This window comes from uncultured Methanobrevibacter sp. (genome assembly GCF_902774605.1).
Lineage (GTDB): Archaea > Methanobacteriota > Methanobacteria > Methanobacteriales > Methanobacteriaceae > Methanocatella.
This window is the reverse complement of record NZ_CACYJE010000001.1, coordinates 11,656-36,298: the sequence shown is the minus strand read 5'-3', so window position 1 is coordinate 36,298 and position 24,643 is coordinate 11,656. Positions and strand designations below refer to the sequence as shown.

Sequence of the window (24,643 nt, the reverse complement as noted above, 5' to 3'; positions counted from 1 at the left end):
TGAAGAATATATGTTGGTGAGTGAAATACATCATCCAAATGACGTGACATTCAAATATTTTGAAGCGACACGCCCAAAAATACTATACAATTACTTCAAGCTGCCGGGAATATTTGTCAGAAACTATCCAACGACAATCATCCGTCGTGACGGAAGCGAGCGTGAAATGGATTGGCTGGTACTTGCAAAACCAGACAACAAGGAAATATTTGAAAAGATGCTGGTCAATATTGAGCATCAATCAAGCCCTGTTGACATGGAAAAGATCAGGGCAATAGCCGATTACAAGGATTACACTAAAACAACATATGGATTGCCTGTCCTGAGCGTCATTATAATGACAATAGACTCAAAATCATCAATCAAGGAATACTATCAAACAAAAACAGATATTCTAAAACCCATTTATATAGAAATCACTTTGGATGAAATATGCGAAAGGTTAAAGAATCTAGAGGACAAAATTATTAACAAACATGCTAAATTAAGCGATGATGAATCCCTAGATTTAGCATTTCTTCCAGTTTTTGCTCCAAAAAACAAGGGAAAAATCATAACCGAAAAAGTGATAAGGCTTCTAAATGAGGACAAGACCATTAAAAAAGAATTGAAAGGTGACATACTCTACGTCCAGGAATTAATGGTTAGGAAATATTTTAAAAATGATAATGAAGGAAAGGAGTTAATGAAAATGATTAAAAACAATTTCAAGGAATCATCCCTTAACAAGGTAATAGCTTATGAACGTGCTTACGCCAATCAACAAATAGAAGAAATCCGATCAGAAACACAACAACAACTAAAAGAAAACGAACAACAACTAAAAGAAAGTGAACAACAACTAAAAGAAAACGAACAACAACTAGCACAAAAAGACAAGGAAATAGCAGAATTAAGAAAAAAACTAAAAGAAAATGGAATAAACTAGGAAAAAAAACTATTTCCTACCTTTAACTTTTATTACAACAAAGATAATCACAATAATTCCTATAATCAAAAAAGCGATTGGAAAGTTAAAATGGATTGAACCCTCTAAACTTCGCACATTATAAGACTGGAGTTACTGAAAATGATTAAAAACAATTTCAAGGAATTATGCCTAAACAAGGTAATAGCTTATGAACGTGCTTACGCCAATCAACAAATAGAAGAAATCCGATCAGAAACACAACAACAACTAAAAGAAAGTGAACAACAACTAAAAGAAAACAAACTACTACTAGCACAAAAAGACAAGGAAATAGCAGAATTAAGAAAAAAAATAAAAGAAAATGGAATAAAGTAGGAAAAATTATTTCCTACCCTTAACTTTTTTTACAACAAAGATAGCCACAATAATGACTATAATCAAAACGGCGATTGAATAGTACATCTGTGTTGAGCCTGGCACCTCATACTTGTTGATGTTCAATGAGTAAAGGTTACCTGAATCGTCACCGAAAAGCAGGCTGTTACCGTTAATAACCGGTGAAGAGGTAATTTCTGAGTTGAACAATACGGTTCCCGGATTGTATGTGAACTCCTCTGCACCAGTGTACTTGTTAAGCACATACAATACGCCGTTGTTGGATCCGAATGCAACCAGATTGTCCTTCAACGCTGCGGTTGACTGAACCTTGTCGCCTGTTGAGTGACTCCACTTTATGTTGCCGTCACGAACGTCAAGGCATGTCATGTTGCCCGCATCGGAACCCACAAATACGCTGTTGTCATACTCATCGATGGTAGGTGAGGAAATCACCTTATTGCTCAAGTCAGTCTTCCATATTAATTCACCCTTGGATTCATTCAGGTAGTAAATGCTGCCGTCACTGGAACCGAAGAGTATGGTCTCGTTTACATAAGCCGGAGATGACAATACCTCATCGCCTGTGGTGAACTCCCAATTCTTATCCTTATCGGTTCCTATGCTGTACATCTTGCCGTTGGTGGAGCCTATATATATTGAATCGTCCACTACGATTGGGGAAGTCTTTAATTCTCCGTCTAGCTTCTTGTTCAACTTGACCTTAGCGTCCTCATCGACACCGTAAAGGTGGCCGTCATCGCTTCCGAAATAGATCACATCCTTATAGTAGAATGGCGCTGCAGCCACATTGTCGCAGTCATATTCCTTGATTATCTTGTGGGAGTTGATGTTGACTATCTTCAAACCGTCCTCGCAACCCACATAGAGCCTGTTCTTATGTATTATCGGTGATGAGGTGCTTGGGGCTTCCAAATCAACATCCCATTCCTCCTCACCTGTCTCCATGTCAATGGCCTTGAGGATTCCCTGGCTTGACACCACATAAATGTAGTCCTTGTATATTGCCGGGGATGAGTGCACTGGAGATTCAATGTTGAATGTCCATAAGTTTGTTACAAAGTCAGATGACTCGTCCCTGTAGGCAGTGTGCTGACTGTCGCCCTGGAAGGCGTTCCAGTTTTGGGCGGCTATCGGTGAGAGGCACAAAAGACCAATGATCAATGCTATTAATAATTTCTTATACATTTAATTAAACCTCCTATACATCCCTGTTGAATCGTTTCACACCTACAATGAAGAATAATAGTGTGAAACCTAAAAGAACAACTAGATCAATCCAGACATCCCCTAATGTCTGGCCCTTAAGCATTATCCCGCGCATTGCATCGTTCAGGTATGTCAATGGGAAGACATAAGCGAGCTTCTGAAGTATCCATGGCATTGTCTCAATCGGGTAGAACACTCCGGAGACGAACATCATCGGCATTGAGAACGGCAGTGAAAGCTGAGCATAATCCTCCTGTGTGGAAGTCCTAGCGGACAGCATTATGCCGAATCCTACAAAGCACAATGCCCCTATGACGAGCACTATGAATGTCTGCAGGAAACCGCCCTTTATGCTGACGTTGAAAAGCAGCACGGCCATGAATATCAGTATCAGTGCCCTCAGCAATTCTATTAATAATTTAGCTGCAATCTTTCCTCCAATTACTGTTGCAACTGATGTCGGGGTCATGAATAGTCTTGCAAGCTCACCGGTTTCACGCTCACCTGCAATGGTTGCACCCATACCCATCATGCAGCTCATCATCACAGTCATTCCAAGAATGGCCGGAACAAGGAAGTCAATGTATTTGATGTTTCCGTATATCCTGTTTATATGCAATGCTATATCATCCTTGAAGTTATCCAGCGAGTGGATTACAGATGGCTCGATGTCAGCATCCTTGGTGGATACGCTGGTCTGTGAAGCCACCATATTTGATATCCTGTAGAATATTCCCTGTGTGGATGATTCAAGAATCTGTGATGCCATCTGGTCGGAGGAGTCCAGGTAGAGTGTCACTGCTTTCTGGTTCGACGTGTTCTTGTCATAATCCGATGGGAGTATGATGGCCGCCTTGACCTCGCCGTTGTCGACTCGCTGCTTTCCCTCATCGAGACTGTCCATCACCTCGACGACATGATAGGTTTCGGTCGTCTTGATCGTGTCCAGTGTCAGGTCGGTCAAGTCACCGTGGCTTTGTGAAACCACAACTATAGGCAGGTCGGTCATCTCCCCTCCCATGCCGTAACCGAAAAGCAGGATCATTATTATTGGGAATGCTATGATTGACACCAGTCTGGCCGGGTGCCTTTTAAGAGAGATCAATTCTTTTTTAATCATCCACCAGAACTTCTTAAACTCTATCATCCTCATTCACCTCCGCTGTTGACTTGATGAACACATCCTCAAGGGACGGTTCCTCAGTGTAGATTGACTTGATGATTCCGCCGGATTGTGAAATCTTATCCAATACATTCTGCACGGCCATGTCATCAAAGGCATCGATTCTTAAATTGATACGGCCGTTTCTTGCAACTTCAATGCTTTTAACATCATTTATCAGTCTGATTTGATTTATTATGCCTTCATCCTGGTTCTTCAGGAGCACTGACATTTTCCTCAGGCTCAGGTTTTCAAAGTCCTCCTTGGTTGAGGTTGAAACCTCGTTTTCCTCTGAAATCTGAGTTAAAGCTTCGGTCATTTCCTGCCTGTTGCTTTCCAAAAGAGCATCCTTCAAACCCTGTGGAGTGTCATAGGCCACGAGGTTGCCGGTGTTGATGATGCCTACATTGTCGCACAGCATGTCCACCTCGTGCATGTCATGAGAGCATAGGATGATGGTGTGTCCGCTGTCGTTGAGCTCCCTTATCAAATCCCATAATGTGCGCTTGGTGGTCGGGTCCAATCCTATTGTTGGCTCATCCAGAAATAGAATATCAGGCCTGTGCACGAGACTTGCCACAAGGGATGCCTTCTGCTTCTGGCCTCCAGAGAGCTGACCAACCACCTTGTCCTTGGCGTACTTGATGTCCACAAGCTCCATCAAATCCTCTATGCGTGAGTCACGCTCGTCATGGGGAACGCCATAGTAGTCGGCGCACAATTGAGAGTTCTCCATCACGGTCAGGTCCTTGTAGAGGCTGACCTGCTGCGGCACCATGCCCAGGAGGTTTCGCACCTCATCAGGGTTTTTCTGAACGTCATATCCTCCGACAGTTGCGGTACCGGATGTCGGCTGTATCAGGCAGGTGAGCATCTTGATTGTTGTGGTCTTGCCCGCCCCGTTGGGACCGAGCATTCCGAAGATTGTCTGGTCGGGGATTTCTAGGTTGAGGGAGTTAACGGCTTTGAAGTTGTTGCTGTAGACCTTTGTCAGGTCATGGGTTTCTATTGCGTTTTTCATTTGTTAATCTCCTTGCCAGTCATGTCTTCAATGTAATCGACCCAGGCCGGATGGGTTAAAACCTTTCCAATGTGATTCTGGATATTGCTTAAAACCATTCTTCCGTCGTCGGTTATTGAATAGTACTTGACTCGCTTATTGTTTTCATTTACTTTCCACTCCCCTGCAATCAATCCCTTCTTCTCCATCTTGGAAAGTATTGGATATACCTTGCTTGAGTTGATAGTGAATTCACATTCGGAGTTTTCGAAGTTAAAGAACTCGTCCAATTTCTTCATCAGTCCGTAACCGTGAATGGTCTGTTTTGAAATAATCCATAGTATCAGGTTATGGGTTATTCCATTTGTGAAGTGCTTTATCAGCTTTTCGGGAGTCTTATTAATATTCGTTTCTTCTGTCATATTTCACCATATGTCAAAATTTTATATATATTAACATTTATTATATGGGCATTACTAATATTTAAATATGAAACTAGGATTTACAACACTGGCGCTGTTCATGGAACCAACCGAGGACATCATCAACCTGGCAAGAAAACATGACTTTGAAATAATCGAGATACTGGCGGAAGACCCATTATACGATAAGGACAACACCCCATTCATAGACTGCGGACTGGACATTCGCATGCATGCGGCAACCGTGGACATAAATATAGCAAGCATAAACAAGGGGATAAGGGCCGAAAGCGTAAGGCAAATGATACACTGCGGACAATACGCTGAAAAAATAGGAGCCAACACCATAACCGTGCATCCTGGGATAATAGGTCGCAATGAGCCACACCTTAGAAAATGGGCATTGGAGATGGCAATAGAAAGCATAGGGGAAATCATCGACAACACCAACGTGGAGATATCAGTTGAAAACATGCCCATGAGGCAGAAGTTTCTGGGAAACACTGTCGAGGAAATCGAGATGATACAGGAGGCCACCGGATGCAGCCTGACCATTGACACCGGCCACGGGAACACCTGCGGAAACCTTGAGGAAATGCTATCGCTTAAAAACATAAGTTACTGCCACCTTAACGATAACGACGGGGTTAAGGATTCCCACATCCCATTGGGTGACGGCACACTGGACCTGAATCTGCTTAAAAGGATTGATACCGCCATCATTGAATTGAACAACTTTGACAATATCCTTAAAAGCAAGAAAGTCATTGATAACTTATAACTTCTCATTTATTTTTTCATTAATACTTACTTATAACTTATAACTTATCATCATATCATTAAGGCCATAAGTTATAACTTATAACTTATAAAAAAATAACAGTCACTTATAAGTTATAAGTGAAAAATCAAAACAAAAAAAAAATAGCTATTAAAAGTCAATCTCAGTTACTTCAAAAATATCCTCAATAACATAATCGGTCTTATCCATCATCTTAGGGGAAACCTCCTCCTGCTGCTCAATGGTCAAGACACTCACATCAGCCTTTTTGAATGCCAAAAGATCATTCAACCCGTCGCCGACCATCATTACCTTAAAACCGGCATCCTGCAGGATGGACACCACTTCACACTTTTCACGGGTGGAGACTGAGCCGTAGGCATTGTCCTCTGGAATATCAAGCATGTTAGCTAACCTATTAATGGCACCCTTACGGTCTCCTGAAGCGATATAAATCTCCATGCCGCGTGATTTCAACGTTTCAACAGTTTCAAACACGCGGGGGAAGAACTTGCCCGCTGAAGTGATTGTGTATGCCACAACGCCCAAGTCCATATCAACGATGAGAGCTGACCCGTTGCACAGTTCCATGTGGGGGATCTTTTCCCTCAGTATCCCAAATCCATCGGTGATGTCTGCAATGGTTGATGATGTCTCATTGTAAAGAATCTCCTTTACTTCAGATTTTGAAACCTGCTTTGTTGAAAAGCTGATGTCGAAATCAATATTGAACTGTTTAATAACATCTGAAATCAAGGTGTCCTCATCCAACTTCAATAGCTTATTGGTGTTGAATTGAAGCACAACCAAAGCCAGCGCATCAGCCTGATCAATCAAATCTAGGGAATTGATGTCTGTGAAAATGTTACCGTTGACAACATCCTTAATTACCCTATACCTTTCAATCAATGTTCCGGAGTTATCAAATACAACCGCTTTTCTCATAATAATCATCCACCATGAAATAATCTTAAATATTATAATTTAGACTCTCACAATCATTATACTTAACGATTTTTGAAAAAACTCTACGAGGACTCATGGTGCTTATTCGATTTTTCAAAACAAAAACAGGCAATAAATAAATAAAATTCAAAAAAACAACCGAATGATTGTTCTTTTTAAGAGAAATGAAAAAAATATTATATAATATTTTAAACAAAGTTACAAATGTATTCAAATTTTAATTGATTACGAAAATCAAGAGAGGTCGAAACTATTGAAATTTAAAAAAACTTTATTAATAACAATTGTATTGCTGACCATATTATCATTGGGAGCTGTGAGCGCTCAAGATAATGTGACTGATGATGCAACATCAGCAAGTCAAGACGATGCAATAGAATTAGAAAGTAATGACGATTCAAAACTAAGTGACGACGCTTCAACAGCATATAACAAAACCATATATGTTGAAACTGCAGAAGGCTCAGATACCGGAGCGGGAAGTGAAGCAAGTCCATATAAAACAATAACTAAGGCAATCAGCGATGTTAACGCATCCGATAAAGCCGTTATTTATTTAGGTAGTGGAACTTACTCAGATGTAAACAATACAAACTTGCAGATTAACCTAAACCATAAAAGCAATAGCGGATCCCTCACATTCATCGGGGATTTGAATGGCGGAACAATCATTGACGGTAACAACACATCACCAATTTTCAAATCAATAGGAGCCAATTCAATAGTGACATTTATAAACATAACTTTCACACATGCTAAAGGCGATATCGGTTCAGCGATACGGTCAAATGGAAAATTAACAATTGACAACTGTGTATTTGAAGAAAATTATGTTACCAATAGGGCGGCAGTGGATTGTGAAAATGCTGACCTGACAGTCACAAATTCTAAATTCTACAAAAACACTGGAAACCAGTATGCGGATATATACTACTCAAATTATGGTCTAGCAACCTTAATAAACAATATATTCGAAAGCAGCACTGCAACATCCCAATATGCATATGCTCCATCAGTATATATAGAATATGGCAATTCAGTCATTAGACAAAACACCTTTAAGAACCTGACCAACTCATACAGTGCAGCAGCATTATTTGTAATGTATAATAATGGAGACAAAATTGCAAATATCACTGACAACACTTTCATAAACTGCACATACACCGGTCAAAGCGGAGGAATCATATATTTCCAAAACGCATACCTTGAAGGAAATGAATTCATCAACTGTACAACAAGAACAACACCGCTTTATTCATCAACTGACTTCAACGCAAGAGTTGAATTTGAAAGTTTGAATATTGACGGAACCAGTTTTGATTTAAAAGCAAATGTGACAGATGATATGGGAAATAAGGTTTACGGTGCAAGAATCATCTTCTACATTGACGATGAAAAAGTCGGCACAGCAAAATCCGATGCAACCGGCGTTGCAACCCTGCCGATGAAAAAATTATTGGAAAACGGTGAACACACAATATCCGGTACACAGGCCTATGACAATACCAATCACTTCAATGTAACTGTAATAAACGGCAGTGCAACAGTGAACTTTGATCACACCCCTATAGACGTATGGGTTTCAAGTGAAGGAAACGATGATACTGGTGACGGTAGCGAAACCAATCCGTTCCTAACACTTAAAAAAGCTTTGGATTATGGTACTGGAGCTACTGTAGATTTAAGAGTACACATTGAAAACGGCATATACAAAGGATCCAAGAACAGGGATTTATCATATTCACATGTTGGAAAAGTCACAATTATCGGCGAATCCTATGGAAACGTCATCATCGATGCTGAACATGCAAGTAAAGGAAGTGGATGGGATACAGAGGCAATAAACATATTCAAATTCGGCCAACAAGTTGAAATCGAATTGGTTAACTTAACCTTAATCAACTGTGACGGCTGCCCAGTGGATGCATACGCTTTAACAATGAAAGATAATATTGTAATAAACTCCAGCACAATCCGTTCTCAATCACCTAATAATGGAGCTTACATTGATAACTTAAAAATAATTAACGGAACCACTCAGGCAATCAACGCTTATAATTTAGTTTTAACCAATTCAGTGATTGAAAACTGTAATGGTAAAACCTCAACCGGTTTACTCTGGTTATCAAACAGTAACGGTTTTAAAGTTCGTTTAGAAAACAATACCTTTAAAGGCAACACAATCGATGGTTATTCCGGTGGTGCAGCATATTACGCTCAATGTGACTTAATAAGTATTAATAACACTTTTGATTCAAATACAGTAACAGGAACTGCATCAAACATTGCATATGCAACCGGTAATTACATTACTTCAATCAATGACAAGTTCATTAATAATAAAGTTCCAAGTTATGTTGCCCAATACAGAAGCAACGGCAATATGGCTACAGAAATTATAGTGGAAAACATTACCTTCATCAACAATAGTGCATCCAGAAACTGTGCAGGATTAGCAACTACCGGCGCTAAAATCAAAGGCGGAAAATTCATCAACAACACTGCAGCAGGCAATGGTGGTGCAATATACTTATTATACCATTCCAAAAACGGTCAGGTATGTGAAATGATTATTGAAGATGTCATCTTCAAAAATAATACTGCATCTTGTGGAAATGACATATTCATAGCTCCTAGTGCAGGAAACAATGCATTTGCAAACTTAAATGATTTAACAATTACTGCAAACAGCAAAAATGTAACCGAATTATCCGATATCCTAACCGTAACAGTAACCCATCCATCAGGTGCAATCATTGGAGGAGGTCAAGTAACCTTCTACCTTGACGGTGATGTAATCGGCAAGGCCGATTTAATCAATCAAAATGCAACCTGGGAATATGTCGGATTTAAAAACGATAAAGACTATCAATTCACAAGCATTTATGAATATGCAACCGAAAACGATACTTACGTAAATGGCGTCATATCTACAAACATTGCTGATGCCTTAGACAGCATTGAGTTATATGTATCTGACAGCCTTGGTGATGATGAAAAAGGTAACGGTAGTGAAAACAATCCATTCAAATCCATTTCTAAAGCATTAAGTGAAGGTTATGCAAAATCCACAAACATTACTGTTCATGTTTTAGAAGGCAATTACACTGGTGAATTAAATACCAATTTAAGAATTCCAACAACTGTTTACGTATTGCTTGTCGGTGAAGATGCAGATAAAGTAAATATCTCAGACAGTGAAGCTGATTACTTCATTACCGCTTTGCCAGGTAATTCTAAATTAACATTAGCTAATGTAACCTTAAATAGAGCTGCTCGTATTAGCCAATCTGCAATTTATGTTGAAAAAGGTGCAAATGTTGAAATTGACAATGTAATATTCATAAACGGACAAGGTAACTACGGTGGAGCTATCAATACCGCAGGTACTTTAACTATAAACAATTCCTACTTCTTCGATAACGGTAATGTATACGTATCCACAAATATATATTACGGTGGAGCAATTTACAACGATGGTGTTTTAATAATCGACAATACAACATTCGAAGCAAACCATGCAGGCAGATTATCCACTATTGCAAATCAGGGCACATTATACATGAAAAATTCAAAAGTAATTGACAGTATAAGTTGTTATTATAATAATATGGATTTAGTGGCTATCGGTGCATTTGGTGGTCAATACGGTAACATTACAATAGAAAACTCTATTCTCACCGTTACTAACAGAACCATTGATGAATTACCTCATAGTTTTAACCAACCACAAAATTCATTTACATGTCTTGCAATCGGATCATGTGAACATGTGACAGTTATCAACACCACATTCGAAAATCAAGGCGCAAGATACACTCCAAACGCATTTGGTGGACTTAACTCCTGGAACATTGTGGGAGGAGGTAATACAATCATGCCTGGAGATATTGAGGTCTATAACTCAACATTCAGAAATTTACAGGCAGTAAGCTTATTCTACACAAGAAATGACGGAAATACATTTCCTTCCCACAGATTATTTGACGGATGTTTATTTGAAAATGTAGAATATATTATTGCAGCTCTCAACTCAGGTAGCTTGTCTGTAGAAATACACAATTCTGTTATTTTATCAAATGATACTGCAAAAATAGGAATTGCTTCAGGTAAAACTCTTGAAATGGATGTTTCCAACAACTGGTGGGGAAGCAACAACGCTACATTTAAGAATGCTACCATTGGAACTTCCTATTTCTTTTCCAATTATATTTTAAAACTCAGAGAAATCAGCTCAGAAGTAGTAAACCCTGAAAACTACCTAGTATTAACATTAAATCCAAGCAACAATGGTGTTGAATTAGCATTTAAATCCTTCGATGGTGAAAATTTAACCGACTATGAAGGAAGTTTACCTGCTAGAGAATTCACTATCAATGCTACTGGTGCGGTTTTAGGAATCAGCAATGGCACTATTGCAAATAAAATATCAATTCCAGTCAGTCCTGAAGATTCAACTTATGTAACTGAAGCTACTGTTGACAATCAAACTGTCAATTTAACTGTTGAAATCAAAAATACTAAAATAGATATTGTATCCGTTAATGAGGATTCAAGCATCAATGCAACATTGACTGACAGTGAAGGCAAACCAGTTAGCAATGCAACCGTTTCATATGAAATCGGAGATATTAAAGCTAATGTAACAACTGATGAAAACGGTAACTTCAACATTCCATGCGTTGCAAACGGCGATGCATTAATCAAATTCGAAGGAAATGGCGGTTATAACCCATCAAATAAGACCTTCAAATTCAACGGAGCCTACAAGCCTGAATCTCCTAAAGCAAACATCACTATTCCTGATGTCAAAGCAGGCGACAACGCAACAATCGATGTTAAATTGCCTGAAAATGCAACCGGAAACGTGACCGTTAGGGTTGACGGTGAAGTAATAGCTACTGTTCCTGTTGTAAACGGTACTGCAAACATTACTTTGAATAACTTAACTCCTGGTGCTCATTTGATCGAAACATCCTACTCAGGTGATGAGAATTACGGAGCGGTTTCCAATGCAAAAAGGATAACTGTTGAAGCAGCACCTGAATTAATAAAAACCGTTATATTCGCACCATCAGTGACAACAACCTACAATGGAAACGGCAACTTAATGGTAATACTCAAGGATGAAAACGCAAACCCATTGAAATCAGCAAGTGTCAGCATCACAATCAACGGCAAAACAAGCGTCGTCAAAACAAGTTCAAAAGGTGTGGCCAGACTGTCCACCAACGGATTGAACCCTAAAGAATACGCTGCAAACATTGTATTCAAAGGCGATGGCACCTATGCTAACTCAAGTTATACCGGTAAAGTGGTTGTCAAAAAAGCCGCATCAAAGATAACAGCCAAGAAGAAAACCTTTAAAAGGACTAAAAAAGTTAAAAAATACACAATAACTTTAAAATCAGGTAAGAACGCTATCAAGAAAGTTAAAGTTACCTTAAAAGTTAAAGGAAAAACCTACAAGGCAAAAACAAATGCCAAAGGTAAAGCCGTGTTTAAAATCAAGAAATTGTCTAGAAAAGGTAAATTCAAAGCCACCATCAAATTCAAAGGCAACAATTACTACAAGGCAACAACCAAGAAAGTAACAATAACAATCAAATAGGGGAAAAATATTTTCTCCTATACTTTTTCTTTTTTTAAAATCAGATCATCAACTTTTTCAAAACAATCTTTTTTCCATTAAAAAAAACAACTTTATAAACCTTAAAAAATAAACTATTAATATTATAACTTACGATTATTAAGGTGTTTTAATGAACGTTATTGAAAAATTAAACTCCATTAAAAATGGAGAAATGACTGCTAAAGAGAATGTGGAAAGCTTCATTAAAGTCATCGATGAAAATAACGATGAGATTAATGCATTCATTGAATTGAACTATGAAAATGCATTAAAACAAGCAGAAGCTATTGATGAGAAAATCGCAAACGGCGAAGATGTCGGCGCTTTAGCTGGACTGGTATTTGGTATAAAAGCAAACATTAATGTTGAAGACTTAATCATTTCCGCAGCTTCCAAAACCCTGGAAGACTATTATGGAAGCTACAATGCAACCGTTGTTGATGAAATCCTTAAAGAAGACGGAATAATCATCGGTATATTGAACATGGATGAGTTCGCAGCTGGAAGCTCAACCGAAACCTCCTACTACGGACCGACCCAGAACCCTGCCGCCATGGGAAGAATCCCTGGAGGATCATCAGGAGGCTGTGCAGCGGCAATCGCAGCTGAAATGTGTGACATTTCAATCGGGTCAGACACCGGAGGATCCATCAGAAACCCTGCATCCCACTGTGGAGTGGTAGGATTCAAGCCAACCTACGGTGCAGTATCAAGACAGGGTCTTTTGGACTTGTCCATGAGCCTTGACCAAATCGGACCATTGGCAAATGACGTTAGCGGAATCGCACTTGCATTGAATACCATTGCAAAGTATGATGAAACCGAATGCACAACCCTTGACTGGGACAAGCCTGACTTCACCGAAGTATTAGGTGACACCTCATTAGAAGGCATGAAAATAGCAGTATGTAAGGAATTCATTGACGTTACCGATGATGAAATCAACAAGACTGTCAATAAGGCAATTCAAAAACTTGTTGATGCAGGCGCTGAGCTTGTTGAAGTGAGCTTCGACTACATTGACTTATGCCTGCCAACATATTACCTTATCAATTATGTGGAATTCTTCTCCGCAACCAGGAAATACGATGGAAGGGATTACGGTTCCAGAATCGAAGAAGTTTGCGGTGACGAAGTGTTAAGAAGAATCAAGATCGGTTCACACATTGCTGAAGCTGAATTCAGCGGCAAGTACTACAAGCAAGCATTAAAGGCAAGGTCAGTCATCAGAGGGGAAATCACCTCAATGCTTGAAAACGTTGATTTGATTGTCGGACCAACCGTTCCAAAGCTCCCTCACGAAATCGGCGAAAAGCTCGAGCCTATGGAAATGTATGCCTACGACATATTGACTGTAATAGCTAACCTTGCAGGCATTCCAGCGGCAAGCATACCTGCAGGCGAGGTTGATGGTATTCCAGTCGGTCTGCAGATTCAGGCAAAACCATTGGATGATGAAAAAATCATAAAAGCAATGAGTGTTTTTGAAAACACTCAATAAACTTCTTTTTTTATAGACATTTTTACACTTGAAATGCACCTCTTAAATTTTATATTAATAGAACTACAATAGATTATACAAGAGGATATTATCATGACAAGAATAGGACTAGCTTATATCAATGGTGCAGTGCCGGGATTCGAGGATTTCGGATGCCTGCCAACCGATATTGTTAAGGAAAACGGACTGGTAAACGGGAATAGGGCTAGTAAAGAATTGGATGCATTAATCATCCCAGGCGGCACGCTTATTGAGTCAAATGACATCAACATGGGATTGAACACTGAAATAAAAAAGATGGCACGTGACGGAAAGCCGATCATCGGAATATGCGCCGGCTTTCAATTGCTGTCAAATCAGATAGACATCGGCAGAAAATCCCCAGTGCCGATAGTGAAGCCGGGCCTCGGACTGATTGATGTTGACTTCTCACCATTGATTACAAGCGACCGTGTAAAGGCGAAGGTGTTTGACAACTCATTTTTAACAAAAAACCAGACTGAAGACGTCGACGGTTTCCACACCCACACTTACGGAAAGGTTGAGGGTGACGCGAAGCCATTATTCTATTCACAGGTCCAGAGGATGAACTACGGTGACACCAATGAAAGCGGCGAGTACAATATCTTTTCCGGCGCATGCAACGATGACGGAAACGTTATCGGAACAATGATTCATGGGATACTCGATGAAAATCCGATAATTGTAGATAATCTATTGGAACAAATAGATGCAGTAGACATCGACAATATTTACAATAGAAACATGGAAGTTAAAAAATACCTCAAACATGAAGTCGGAATCAACACCGGCATTGAAATACCTCAAATAAAAGCATTCAAGAAACCCAAATACCTCATGATTGGAAGCAACGGGTCAGACTCAGGCAAGACATTCATCGTGACCGGGCTTGCAGGTGCGCTTACAAAAAGAGGCTATAATGTGGCTCTTTTAAAGGTCGGCCCTGATGTGCGCGACATCATACCGGGACTTTACCTGACCAAGGGCAGGATGGAAGAGTTTGCATCAGTGAAAATCGGACACCTCGGATGGATGGACATTGAGTCTACCGTCGCGAAACTCAACAGATCAGACTATGACATAGTGCTGATTGAGGGCGTTATGAGCGTGTTCACCGGTCTTTTGAATGAGAAGGTACCGTTCTCAGCTGCTGAAATAGCAATGTCATCAGACATTCCGATGATACTGGCTTCAGGCGTCAACAAGGGCGGAATCGAATCAGCGGCAATTGACCTGGTTTCACATGCCAACATGCTTGAGAAATTCGGAGTCTCTGTAGAAGCCATACTTTTAAATAAAGTATACAATGACGATATATTCGACAATGTGGTTCCGTATATCAAGAACAACACCAGTGTGGAAAATGTTCTAAAGCTTCCAAAACTGAAATCCGCAGACATGAGAGGGTTCATCCCTGAAGTGGAGATACGATATGAGCTCTTCACATCCCATGCAATGGATCTGGTGGAGGATAACCTGGACATTGACCTGATAATCAGCATGGCTCGTGAGGTCGAATTCAACAAGATCTACTCATTCGATGAGATAAAAAGCAAGGTGATATAAAATGGCACTTAATCTAAGCCCTGAAAAGGGAGTCAAGCTTACAAAAAAGGATAGGGCACATGTCCTTAAGAAAATGAAAACAGGATGGAAGGCAACCTGCCTGATACCTGATTATGTCTTTGACGAAAACGGGAACATTCAAATAAACTCAGACATCAACCGCAGACTGGTAAAAAAAGTTAAGTTCATGGATGACGGAATCCATATCGAAAAGGCGTTGAAAACCAAGACCCTAAGAATAAAATGGAGCATGATTTCCCAGATAAACAAGTCAAAAGAAGTAAAAAATGGTTTAGAAATTAAAATGCATGACGGAAGATACGTCACATTCAGCATTTATAATTCCTACAAGTATCAGCAAATAATGGAATTTGTCGCTCAGCACATAGCCAATAAGTGCAATAATCCCAATTAGCTATTCCTCTAGATATTTATTAATAATGTCTTCGCCTCTCAAAAGGATTAAACCGTTTTCCTCTGCGTATTTGCGGGCGTCAGCGACGCTTGTAGCCTGTCCTGTTTCACCATCCATCATCTCACAGACAACACATACCGGAGTCACACCAGCCATTTCGCATAATGCAAGGCCTATCTCGGTGTGTCCCTGACGGTTTTTGACAAGTCCGTCTGCTCCTCTTAAAAGACATACGTGGCCCGGTGAGCGGAATGTTGCACCGAACTCATCGAATCTTTCCTCTTTCATCATCAAAGCCATTTCGCTAATGGTCATTGCACGGTCGTGGTCTGTTACGCCAGTGAATGATTTCCTGTGGTTTGCCCATATTGAAAATGATGACCTTTCATCGTATGGAATGTCATTAGGCGCCAGTTTAGCAAGCTCAGGGTATTTCTCGGTTGCAGCTGCCATGATGTCAACCATGAACGGCAAGTGTATTGCATCACAGAAGTCAGCGTGCAGGCAGTTGCAGATTAATCCTCCCGCATCGTTTCTCATAGTTGCGATTGATTTTGGGGTCACGAATTCGGAAGCGATGATCATGTCGACTTCGCCTTCCCTGTCGTCATCGTCGAAAACCAGTACGAATTCACCATTCCTGATGGCTTCTAGTGCTTTGTCTAAATTTGTTTCTTGATTCATAGTAATGTCTCCTAAATGTTTACTAGAACCAGGGTTAAAAATAACTATATTAACTATTATCTTCTCTTTCATCCGGACTGTAACCGTCGGTTTTGGATTCTCACCAAATCAACACTGCCATTGTGCTCGTGGACTTATTTTATTTTAAAAATCACCACCGGTGGGGAATTTCACCCTCCCCTGAGAACGTATTAAAAAATATATTCGTCATATATAAAATAGTTTGCGGTATCAAAATTCAAGGGATACAGTATCGCCGTCTTCAATGCCCAGCTTGTCTCTCAGCCTGTCTTCGGCGATGAATTCAAGATAGTTTTCATCATGAGTTGTCTTTGCCGGAAAAACAATTGCGCCTTTGATTTCATCATTCAATACGGCTTCAATATAGTTCACTGCCCCGAATTCTGTGTCGGGTTTGATTATGTTTTCGCAGCTGTCCTTCACCTCATTGATTTCATCGAGGTATTCCTCGCTGACGATGACGTTCAGCGTTCCCGGGTATGGTATGAAACCCAGATTTTTTCTAAATTCCTTCGTATAAAACTCCTGTGACAGGAAATATGCTGCCTTGCCCAAACCGGTTGTCACTTCACCATCAATTTTCATTAAATAATCCTCATTTAAATTATATGTAAGCAATAAAAGTATTGAAATATTTACTCGATTCGTTAATTTAACATCATTGCAAAACTTTATCACATTAATTGAATTTTGGAATATACATTCAATACTATAAATTAATTCAATTTAATTAATAAATATTTTTGAAGAAACTTATTAAATATAAAAAATAGAAATAATACTGAAAAAAAATTTTTTACAGGGTAATAGAAATGGAAACAAAAACTATCTCAACAGATGTATTAATCATCGGATCTGGAGGAGCAGGTTCAAGAGCAGCCATTGAGGTTGATGATGCAGGACTGAAAGCAACCATCGTGTCCAAAGGACTGTCATTCCGTTCAGGCTGTACCGGAATGGCAGAAGGAGGATACAATGCAGTATTCAAAACCGTCGATAAGGACGACTCCATTGAAGCTCACATCAAGGACACAATGAAGGGCGGAAGCTACCTCAACGACAAGGAACTTGTTGAAATACTCGTCAACGAATCACCGAAAAGACTAATAGACCTTGAAAACTACGGTGCACTGTTCGACAGACAGGAATCCGGTGAAATAGACCAAAGACCGTTCGGAGGACAAACCTACAGGAGAACCTGCTACCAGGGAGACCGTACCGGAGCGGAACTTTTGAATGCCCTGAAAGAGGAAATCATCAAAAGGGGCATCGACTGCATCGAAGAGGTAATGGTCACCTCACTTGTCACCGACAACAACCAGGTGATTGGCGCAACCGGACTTGACCTCAAGGATTCAAGCCTCATATACTTCAAGGCAAAATCAGTCATACTTGCAAGCGGAGGAGCCGGACAACTATACCCTGTAACATCCAACACCTTCCAGAAAAACGGTGACGGCTTTGCAATAGCATACCGTGCCGGAGCCAACCTTGTGGACATGGAGCAGATACAGTTCCACCCGACAGGAATGGTGGCGCCAGAATCCAAGAAGGGAGTGTTGGTTACCGAAGCCGTGAGAGCCGAAGGAGGAAAGCTCATAAACAGCGAGGGCGAAAGGTTCATGAGCAAGTACGCTCCCGAGAAAATGGAGCTTGCAACACGTGACGTCGTGGCACGTTCAATATACCAGGAAATCATCGAGGGCAGAGGAACCGAGAACGGCGGAGTGTACCTTGACATCTCACACCTTGACGACGACTACATCGACGAGAAGCTTGAAACCATGGTTCTGCAGTTCGACAACGTCGGCGTAGACATCAAGCACGAGCCGATAGAAGTCGCACCGACAGCGCACCATTTCATGGGAGGCGTCAAGATAAACCCTGACGCATCAACATCACTTGAAAACCTCTACGGAGCGGGGGAAGTCTGCGGAGGAGTTCACGGATCAAACCGTCTCGGAGGAAATGCCTTAGCCGACACACAGGTGTTCGGAAAAATAGCAGGCGTAAGCGCATCACAGGCAGCCAAAGGCAGTGAACTTAAAACAAATGATGAGCAAGTGAAGGCGGAAGCCTCAAGAATAGAATCACTGATCAAGAAAGGCTCCATCAAGCCGCAGGAATTCAAGAACAACATCAAGAAACTGATGTGGGAAAAAGTCGCAATCGTGCGTGATGAAAAGACCCTCAACGAGGCATTGAAGGAACTATTGGACATGCAAAAGGACCTTGAAGACCTTGACATCAGCGACAAGACACAGTACAATACCGACCTTGTCACAGCTCTTGAAGTCATTAACATGGTTGACATATGCATATTGTCAGTCAAATCAGCAATATTGCGTAGGGAAAGCCGTGGAGCACACTACAGAAGCGATTTTCCTGAAAGCAATGATGAATGGAAAAAGAGTATAGTGATGAATAAAGAAAAAATAGAATTTGAAGCTAGATAGCTTCTTTCAATTCTTTTATGGCCTGCCTGGCCTTGGCATAGATTTCATCCTCATCCAGAACAGTCAACTTCTTATTCTCCATCAATACCTTACCGTTGCAGATGGTGGTGTCAACGTTTGATCCGTTTGCGGAGTAGATGATATTTGATGTGATGTTTGAACTGTCCGGAGTCATGTTGGCAGCGTTAGTGTCTATCAGAATAATGTCCGCCTTTTTGCCAACCTCGATTGAACCTATTTCTGAATCCCAACCTAAAGCCTCAGCACCCTTGATTGTAGCCATTTCAATAGCCTCATCTGATGACAATACCTTAGGGTCAAGAGTGGTTACCTTCTGAAGCAGGCTTGCAGTCTTCAACTCCTCAATCAGGTCCAAGTTATTGTTAGAGGATGCGCCGTCTGTTCCGATGGAAACGCAGACACCATTTTCAATGAGCTTGGAGACCGGTGCAACGCCGGATGCCAACTTCATGTTGCTGCATGGGTTGTGTGAAACCTTGACGTCATGCTTTTTGATTATGTCGATTTCATCATCGCTCAGCCATACGCTGTGAGCGGCCACAACATCAGGACCTAATAATCCTATTTTTTCAAGGTATTCGAATGGCCTTAAGCCCTTTTCTGCTGAAACATCATCGATTTCCTTTTGTGTTTCTGAAACGTGAATGTGAATTCCCATACCGTATTCATCCGCCAGTTCACGTGTCCTAACCAGTAACTCTTCGGATGCTGTGTATGGTGAGTGAGGTCCTAAAAAGACTTTTATCCTGCCGTCAGCCATTCCATTGCAGTTCTTGAATAATGTCAGGTTTTCATTGAGTTCATTTTCCCTTCTTTCAGCGTCGCCGAAGTCTATCATTCCATATGACAGCACCGCCCTTATGCCGGCGTCTTCGATTGCACGTGCAACGTCCTCCATGTAGAAGTACATATCGGAGAATGTGGTTGTTCCAGACTTGATCAGCTCAACAGCCCCCAAAAGCGCTCCTATGTAGCAGTATTCGCCGTTGAGGTTCGCTTCCATTGGCCATATGTGATCGTTGAGCCAAGTGTCGAGGCTCAAGTCATCTGCAAGGCCCCTGAACAATGTCATTGACAAATGAGTATGAGTGTTTATTAGTCCCGGAAGAAGTATTTTGCCTTCCGCATCGATTACTTTGCCTACACCGCTTTCATCTATTTCATCGGCGATTTCAGCGATTGAATCATCTTTGATTAATAAGGATTGTTTTTTATTGTCAAAATTTGGATTTAAAATTATTGCATTCTTGATAAGTATAGTATTATCGCTCATAATAACACCTTTAAAAAAAAATAAAAAAAAAAGTTAGCTAAAAACTATTTATAAGTTTTTGATAGCTAATTTGATATCTTCTGCTTTAACAGTTTTACGTTTTGCGATTTTAGCAACATTGTTAGCTTCTTTAGCAACATCACGAGCAACTTCTTCTAAGTATGCAGCTAATTCAGCTTTTGCATCTTCACTTACTCTTTCTGCACCAGATTCCTTGATGATTCTAGCGACAGGAGCTTTTGGTATTTCAGACATGTTTTTCACCTCACATAAAATTTGTTAAAACTTATTATTAGGCAATTTAATAATAAGTTAAATAACAATATAAGATATCTTTATATTTAAATATTTTGCAAAATTGTGCTATTATTTAAAAATGGGATAAAGAAATTATAGAACTATAAAATTAAAAGAACTAAAAATTATTACTCTTTAAAAAAGTATTTATTAATTATTTAACAATATAATATCAGAATAAAAATTCGAGTTATGATATGATGAAGATTAAAATTGCAATTCCATCAAAGGGAAGAATAAGCGAACCGTCAATAAACATCCTGGAAAAGGCAGGATTGGGATTGATTGACAAGAACAATCGTAAATTGATTTCAAAGACTTTCAACGATGACATTGAAGTCATGTTTGCAAGAGCATCAGACATTCCGGAATTCGTCAATGACGGAGTGGCTGACATGGGAATCACTGGCGTTGACCTGATTCAGGAAAACGAGGCTGATGTCAGTGAGCTTCTTGACTTGAGGTTCGGCCAAACAAGGCTTGTTATAGCAGCGCCTGAGGAGTCAAGCATAAATTCCATCGACGACATCACCGGCGACATGAAGGTTGCAACCGAGTTTCCAGTCCTGACCGAGAAATACCTGAAGGGGAAAGGATTGGACTTGAAGATCGTGAAGCTTAGCGGTTCGACAGAGGCTGCACCGTTCATCGGCATTGCCGATTTGATAACAGACCTAACAAGCACAGGAACAACACTCAAGATGAATCATCTTGAGATAATAGACACCATACTGGACAGCACCATCAAGCTGATAGCAAATCCCAACAGCTTGAATGAAAAGAGGGAATTGATTGAGGCCGTGAGCACAAGCATCAAGGGTGTGCTTGACGCTGAGCGCAAAAAACTCATCATGATGAACGTTTCAGAGGTTGACCTGGACAATGTCAAGGAGGTCATGCCTTCAATGGGCGGTTTGACAATATCAGAAGTCTTATCTGATGAAAAGACCGTTGCAGTGCAGGCGGTCATTGATGAGAAGGAAGTGTTCGAGCTTGTCAATGACTTGAGAAACGCCGGTGCAAGGGACATTCTAGTAGTTCCAATTGAAAGGATCATATGAGAATTGGAATAATCTACACTACAAACAACGAATCAACAAGGAAATCCTGCAAGATTCTTGAAGGCAAGCTCAACGCCGAAACCCAATTGATACCGATTGAAATGGCTAAAAAGGATTGCCTTTTAAAATACAATTTCATAATACTCGCAGCATCAGCAATCGGCGGCAAGGTGCAGGGCAGCTTTAAGCTGTACGTTTCAAGCAACCTGAAGACATTGAAGGGAAGGCCGTTGGGATTGATAGTCAACTGTGAGGAGGATAGGGACAGGTTTTCAAAAGCATTCACCGAAGAGCTTCTAGATTCATCATACATTCACTCGAATTTCGGTTATGAATTGAATCCTGATTACGGCAACTATATTGAAAGGAAAAAAACAAATAAATTAATTAGTAAATACAAAAAGAATAATGAGAATCTTCCAACATTGAACATTGATGAGATTGACAGGTTTGCAGACGACATTAACAAGATGATTGAAAAAAGGGTTGATTAAAATTTTCAGGTTAAAAAACATAATATCAATAAAGGACTTTGAAAGAGAGGACATCGAATACATTCTTGATGAAGCATCAAAACTGGAGGATATTGCACAATCCAGAGACATTTCAGAGGAATTGAAGGGCAAGATCCTTGGGTTGATGTTTTTCGAACCATCCACCAGGACAAGAATTTCATTTGAAACAGCAATGAAGCGCCTGAGCGGAGGATGCATAGGATTCACAAGCAGCGGATCCAGTTCAGTGTCCAAGGGAGAAAGCATCGCCGACACCGCAAAGATGTTTGAGGGCTACAGTGACGCTCTAGTAATAAGGCATGAGCTTGAGGGAGTGTCAAAGTTCATTTCAGACATTGTGGATGTACCGGTCATCAATGCAGGTGACGGTGCAGGCCAGCACCCTACACAGACACTATTGGACCTCTACACCATCAAGAAGGAGATCGGCCAAATCGATGGCTTGAAGATTGCCCTGATCGGTGATTTGAAATTCGGCCGTACAGTCCATTCGCTTTCAAATGCGTTATGCCTGTTCGACAACGTTAAGATTTACCTGGTCTCACCGCCTGAACTGAGAATGCCGCAGGAGGTTCTTCATGACCTGGACAAGACCAGCATCGAATATGAGGAAGTCGACAATATCGAGGACATTATCGATGACGTTAACGTTTTATACGTGACAAGGATTCAAAAGGAGCGTTTCGCTGACATCAACGATTATCTGCAAATCAAGGGAGCGTACATCATCAACAGGAAAATGCTGGAAGGCAAGGATTTGATTGTAATGCATCCTTTACCTAGAATCGATGAGATAGATGGTGATGTTGACGATACCAAATACAATAAGTACTTCACACAGGCTGCAAATGCGGTGCCTGTGAGAATGGCGATTTTAAAAACATTGATTAAAAACAACCCTAAATAGAGTATAAGGCTGTTTCCAACAATTGCTCATCGCACTGCAATTTGATAATGTTTGTTCTTCCCCTTCCACGTCCGCGTGAAATGGTATTGGTTGATATTATTCCCAAGAGTTCCAGTTCATTGATGAAGTCGAATATTCTTCTATAGGTGACTGAATCCTTTTTGGATATTTCAGTGTATTCCTCATAGAGTTTTCCTGAAGTGATTTCATCGCCCTTCTTGGTCAGCAATAGGATTGCTTCGAGAACCCTTTGCTGCTGAAGAGGAAGTGTTGAGATTATTTCAGTAATCTTATTGTGTTCAATCCTGTCTTTAGCCCTTATGACATGCTCGCTTGTTACTTTTTCTGAATTCTCATCGAATGCGAGTTCACCAGCGTTTTTCAATAGGTCTAGAGCGTATCTTGCATCACCTTCTTCCTTGGCGGCCATCGCTGAGCATAACGGTATTACATCATCGTTTAGTATGTCGTCATGGAATGACAACATTGCCCTTTCGGTGAGTATGTCTGACAATTGTCCTGCACCGTAAGGAGGGAATATTATTTCCTTGTCGTTGAGACTGCTTGTTACCCTTGGAGTGATCAGGTTTTTAAAGTCAAGGTAATTACTGATTGACAGTACTGCAACATTGTCTGTTCTTGTTAATGTGTAGAGTATTCCGTCCCCATCCTTGGACAGCAGTATGTCGATTTCATCTAGTATGACTATCAGGTGCAGTTTTTTTCCGAATGCATTGGTTCTGAAAAGGTCCCTGAATGCCTTGACCACTTCTGCCTTGGTCCATCCACGGTTTGGAACATCCCTGCCCAGCCTGTTGCATAATTGGGCTATCACCTGGTATTCTGTGGTGTAGTCTGTGCATCTGATGTATTCTATCTTTATGAAAATGTTTTCATTGTTTGCAGCCTCTATGAGTTGTTCGCGTGCGAATTTTGATGCTGCGGTTTTTCCTGTTCCTGTTTTTCCGTATAGTGTTACGTTTGACGGTGTGACATCATCCAATACGTCAACCCAGTATTTCGCTATTTTCCTTATTTGATCATCCCTATGAACCAGCTTGTCCGGCAGGAACCGGTGATCCAATGGTTTTTTATCTTTAAATATATGGTTTTTGCGACGATTTGCGAATAGTCGTTCGTCTTCAAAAATATTGCTCATGTTGAATCTCCCTTAAAAATTTATAATGTTAATCAATTAGAATAATGAAAAAAATAGATGAGTATTATTTCCAGTGTTAATATTATAATAATGCTATTAAATAAAGTTTTTTATTACCTATATCATGTAAAGTAATAAAATTGCCTTGAGAGTGAAAAATTAATCCGGTTAAAACATTTTAAAACCATTGAAAATAAATATTAATCATTATTATTGGTTAAAACAAATTATATAAGTGTTGAATCATCATAAGATGATTTAAATT

Annotated in this window: 21 protein-coding genes and 1 riboswitch; of the genes, 11 read left to right on the top strand and 10 right to left on the bottom strand. The window is 40.3% G+C overall.

What is annotated here, in order from left to right; all coding sequences use genetic code 11:
• Positions 1-10 precede the first annotated feature (10 nt).
• Both QZU77_RS00175 and QZU77_RS00170 read left to right on the top strand, forming a co-directional pair.
• Positions 11-928 carry a hypothetical protein gene (locus QZU77_RS00175; protein WP_295598194.1) on the top strand — a complete coding sequence of 306 codons (918 nt, stop codon included), beginning with the start codon at positions 11-13 and terminating at the stop codon, positions 926-928.
• A gap of 141 nt (positions 929-1,069) precedes the next feature.
• Positions 1,070-1,285 (top strand): hypothetical protein, encoded by a 216-nt coding sequence (locus QZU77_RS00170; RefSeq protein ID WP_295598191.1) that lies wholly within the window; start codon positions 1,070-1,072, stop codon positions 1,283-1,285.
• A gap of 6 nt (positions 1,286-1,291) precedes the next feature.
• Here QZU77_RS00170 and QZU77_RS00165 read toward each other — a convergent pair whose 3' ends face one another.
• Genes QZU77_RS00165 through QZU77_RS00150 form a run of 4 tightly spaced genes read right to left on the bottom strand, consistent with a single transcriptional unit; the run spans position 1,292 to position 5,099 of the window.
• Positions 1,292-2,494: a PQQ-binding-like beta-propeller repeat protein gene (locus tag QZU77_RS00165; protein ID WP_295598188.1), complete on the bottom strand. Its 1,203-nt coding sequence runs from the start codon at positions 2,492-2,494 to the stop codon at positions 1,292-1,294.
• Between the two features lie 13 nt (positions 2,495-2,507).
• On the bottom strand, positions 2,508-3,662 hold the full coding sequence (locus QZU77_RS00160; protein ID WP_295598185.1) for an ABC transporter permease: 1,155 nt from the start codon (positions 3,660-3,662) through the stop codon (positions 2,508-2,510).
• On the bottom strand, positions 3,649-4,698 hold the full coding sequence (locus tag QZU77_RS00155) for an ATP-binding cassette domain-containing protein (RefSeq protein WP_295598182.1): 1,050 nt from the start codon (positions 4,696-4,698) through the stop codon (positions 3,649-3,651). The genes QZU77_RS00160 and QZU77_RS00155 overlap by 14 nt, the downstream gene beginning before the upstream one ends.
• Positions 4,695-5,099, bottom strand: coding sequence for a PadR family transcriptional regulator (locus tag QZU77_RS00150; protein WP_295598179.1), 405 nt, complete (start codon positions 5,097-5,099; stop codon positions 4,695-4,697). Before QZU77_RS00150 ends, QZU77_RS00155 begins: the two co-directional genes overlap by 4 nt.
• A 67-nt stretch (positions 5,100-5,166) precedes the next feature.
• Between QZU77_RS00150 and QZU77_RS00145 the strand changes: the two genes are divergently transcribed.
• Positions 5,167-5,880: a sugar phosphate isomerase/epimerase gene (locus QZU77_RS00145; protein WP_295598176.1), complete on the top strand. Its 714-nt coding sequence runs from the start codon at positions 5,167-5,169 to the stop codon at positions 5,878-5,880.
• A 150-nt stretch (positions 5,881-6,030) separates the two neighbouring features.
• Here QZU77_RS00145 and QZU77_RS00140 read toward each other — a convergent pair whose 3' ends face one another.
• Positions 6,031-6,825, bottom strand: a complete 795-nt coding sequence (locus QZU77_RS00140; protein WP_295598173.1) for an HAD family hydrolase — start codon at positions 6,823-6,825, stop codon at positions 6,031-6,033.
• Between the two features lie 274 nt (positions 6,826-7,099).
• Between QZU77_RS00140 and QZU77_RS00135 the strand changes: the two genes are divergently transcribed.
• From QZU77_RS00135 to QZU77_RS00120, 4 genes are all read left to right on the top strand, one after another.
• On the top strand, positions 7,100-12,460 hold the full coding sequence (locus QZU77_RS00135) for an Ig-like domain repeat protein (protein ID WP_295598170.1): 5,361 nt from the start codon (positions 7,100-7,102) through the stop codon (positions 12,458-12,460).
• A gap of 151 nt (positions 12,461-12,611) precedes the next feature.
• On the top strand, positions 12,612-13,982 hold the full coding sequence (gatA, locus tag QZU77_RS00130; protein WP_295598167.1) for an Asp-tRNA(Asn)/Glu-tRNA(Gln) amidotransferase subunit GatA: 1,371 nt from the start codon (positions 12,612-12,614) through the stop codon (positions 13,980-13,982).
• A 93-nt stretch (positions 13,983-14,075) separates the two neighbouring features.
• Positions 14,076-15,569 carry a DJ-1/PfpI family protein gene (locus QZU77_RS00125; RefSeq protein WP_295598164.1) on the top strand — a complete coding sequence of 498 codons (1,494 nt, stop codon included), beginning with the start codon at positions 14,076-14,078 and terminating at the stop codon, positions 15,567-15,569.
• A gap of 1 nt (position 15,570) precedes the next feature.
• Positions 15,571-15,984, top strand: coding sequence for a hypothetical protein (locus QZU77_RS00120; RefSeq protein WP_295598162.1), 414 nt, complete (start codon positions 15,571-15,573; stop codon positions 15,982-15,984).
• Here QZU77_RS00120 and ribB read toward each other — a convergent pair whose 3' ends face one another.
• Both ribB and QZU77_RS00110 read right to left on the bottom strand, forming a co-directional pair.
• Entirely contained in the window at positions 15,985-16,668 is a 684-nt protein-coding gene (gene ribB / locus QZU77_RS00115; protein WP_295598160.1) for a 3,4-dihydroxy-2-butanone-4-phosphate synthase, read from the bottom strand.
• A 56-nt stretch (positions 16,669-16,724) separates the two neighbouring features.
• Positions 16,725-16,860, bottom strand: a riboswitch (FMN riboswitch).
• A 39-nt stretch (positions 16,861-16,899) separates the two neighbouring features.
• A complete protein-coding gene (locus QZU77_RS00110) occupies positions 16,900-17,274 on the bottom strand; it encodes a DUF120 domain-containing protein (RefSeq protein ID WP_295598158.1) in 375 nt (124 codons plus the stop codon).
• Between the two features lie 227 nt (positions 17,275-17,501).
• Here QZU77_RS00110 and tfrA point away from each other — a divergent pair, with 227 nt between their 5' ends.
• Positions 17,502-19,145 carry a fumarate reductase (CoM/CoB) subunit TfrA gene (gene tfrA / locus QZU77_RS00105; RefSeq protein ID WP_295598155.1) on the top strand — a complete coding sequence of 548 codons (1,644 nt, stop codon included), beginning with the start codon at positions 17,502-17,504 and terminating at the stop codon, positions 19,143-19,145.
• On the opposite strand, the gene QZU77_RS00100 is transcribed toward tfrA, so the two are convergent.
• Both QZU77_RS00100 and QZU77_RS00095 read right to left on the bottom strand, forming a co-directional pair.
• On the bottom strand, positions 19,138-20,439 hold the full coding sequence (locus QZU77_RS00100; RefSeq protein WP_295598152.1) for an amidohydrolase family protein: 1,302 nt from the start codon (positions 20,437-20,439) through the stop codon (positions 19,138-19,140). The genes tfrA and QZU77_RS00100 overlap by 8 nt on opposite strands.
• Before the next feature lie 48 nt (positions 20,440-20,487).
• Complete coding sequence (locus QZU77_RS00095) at positions 20,488-20,694, bottom strand: histone family protein (protein ID WP_292801434.1); 207 nt, start codon at positions 20,692-20,694, stop codon at positions 20,488-20,490.
• A 242-nt stretch (positions 20,695-20,936) separates the two neighbouring features.
• Here QZU77_RS00095 and hisG point away from each other — a divergent pair, with 242 nt between their 5' ends.
• The 3 genes from hisG to pyrB are packed head-to-tail and all read left to right on the top strand — an operon-like array spanning position 20,937 to position 23,219.
• On the top strand, positions 20,937-21,797 hold the full coding sequence (gene hisG, locus QZU77_RS00090; protein ID WP_295598319.1) for an ATP phosphoribosyltransferase: 861 nt from the start codon (positions 20,937-20,939) through the stop codon (positions 21,795-21,797).
• On the top strand, positions 21,794-22,291 hold the full coding sequence (locus QZU77_RS00085; RefSeq protein ID WP_295598148.1) for a flavodoxin domain-containing protein: 498 nt from the start codon (positions 21,794-21,796) through the stop codon (positions 22,289-22,291). The genes hisG and QZU77_RS00085 overlap by 4 nt, the downstream gene beginning before the upstream one ends.
• A complete protein-coding gene (gene pyrB / locus QZU77_RS00080) occupies positions 22,284-23,219 on the top strand; it encodes an aspartate carbamoyltransferase (RefSeq protein WP_295598146.1) in 936 nt (311 codons plus the stop codon). Before QZU77_RS00085 ends, pyrB begins: the two co-directional genes overlap by 8 nt.
• Here the strand turns inward: pyrB and QZU77_RS00075 are convergent.
• Positions 23,212-24,378 (bottom strand): orc1/cdc6 family replication initiation protein, encoded by a 1,167-nt coding sequence (locus QZU77_RS00075; protein ID WP_295598143.1) that lies wholly within the window; start codon positions 24,376-24,378, stop codon positions 23,212-23,214. The two genes, pyrB and QZU77_RS00075, sit on opposite strands and share 8 nt — an antisense overlap.
• Between the last annotated feature and the right edge of the window lie 265 nt (positions 24,379-24,643).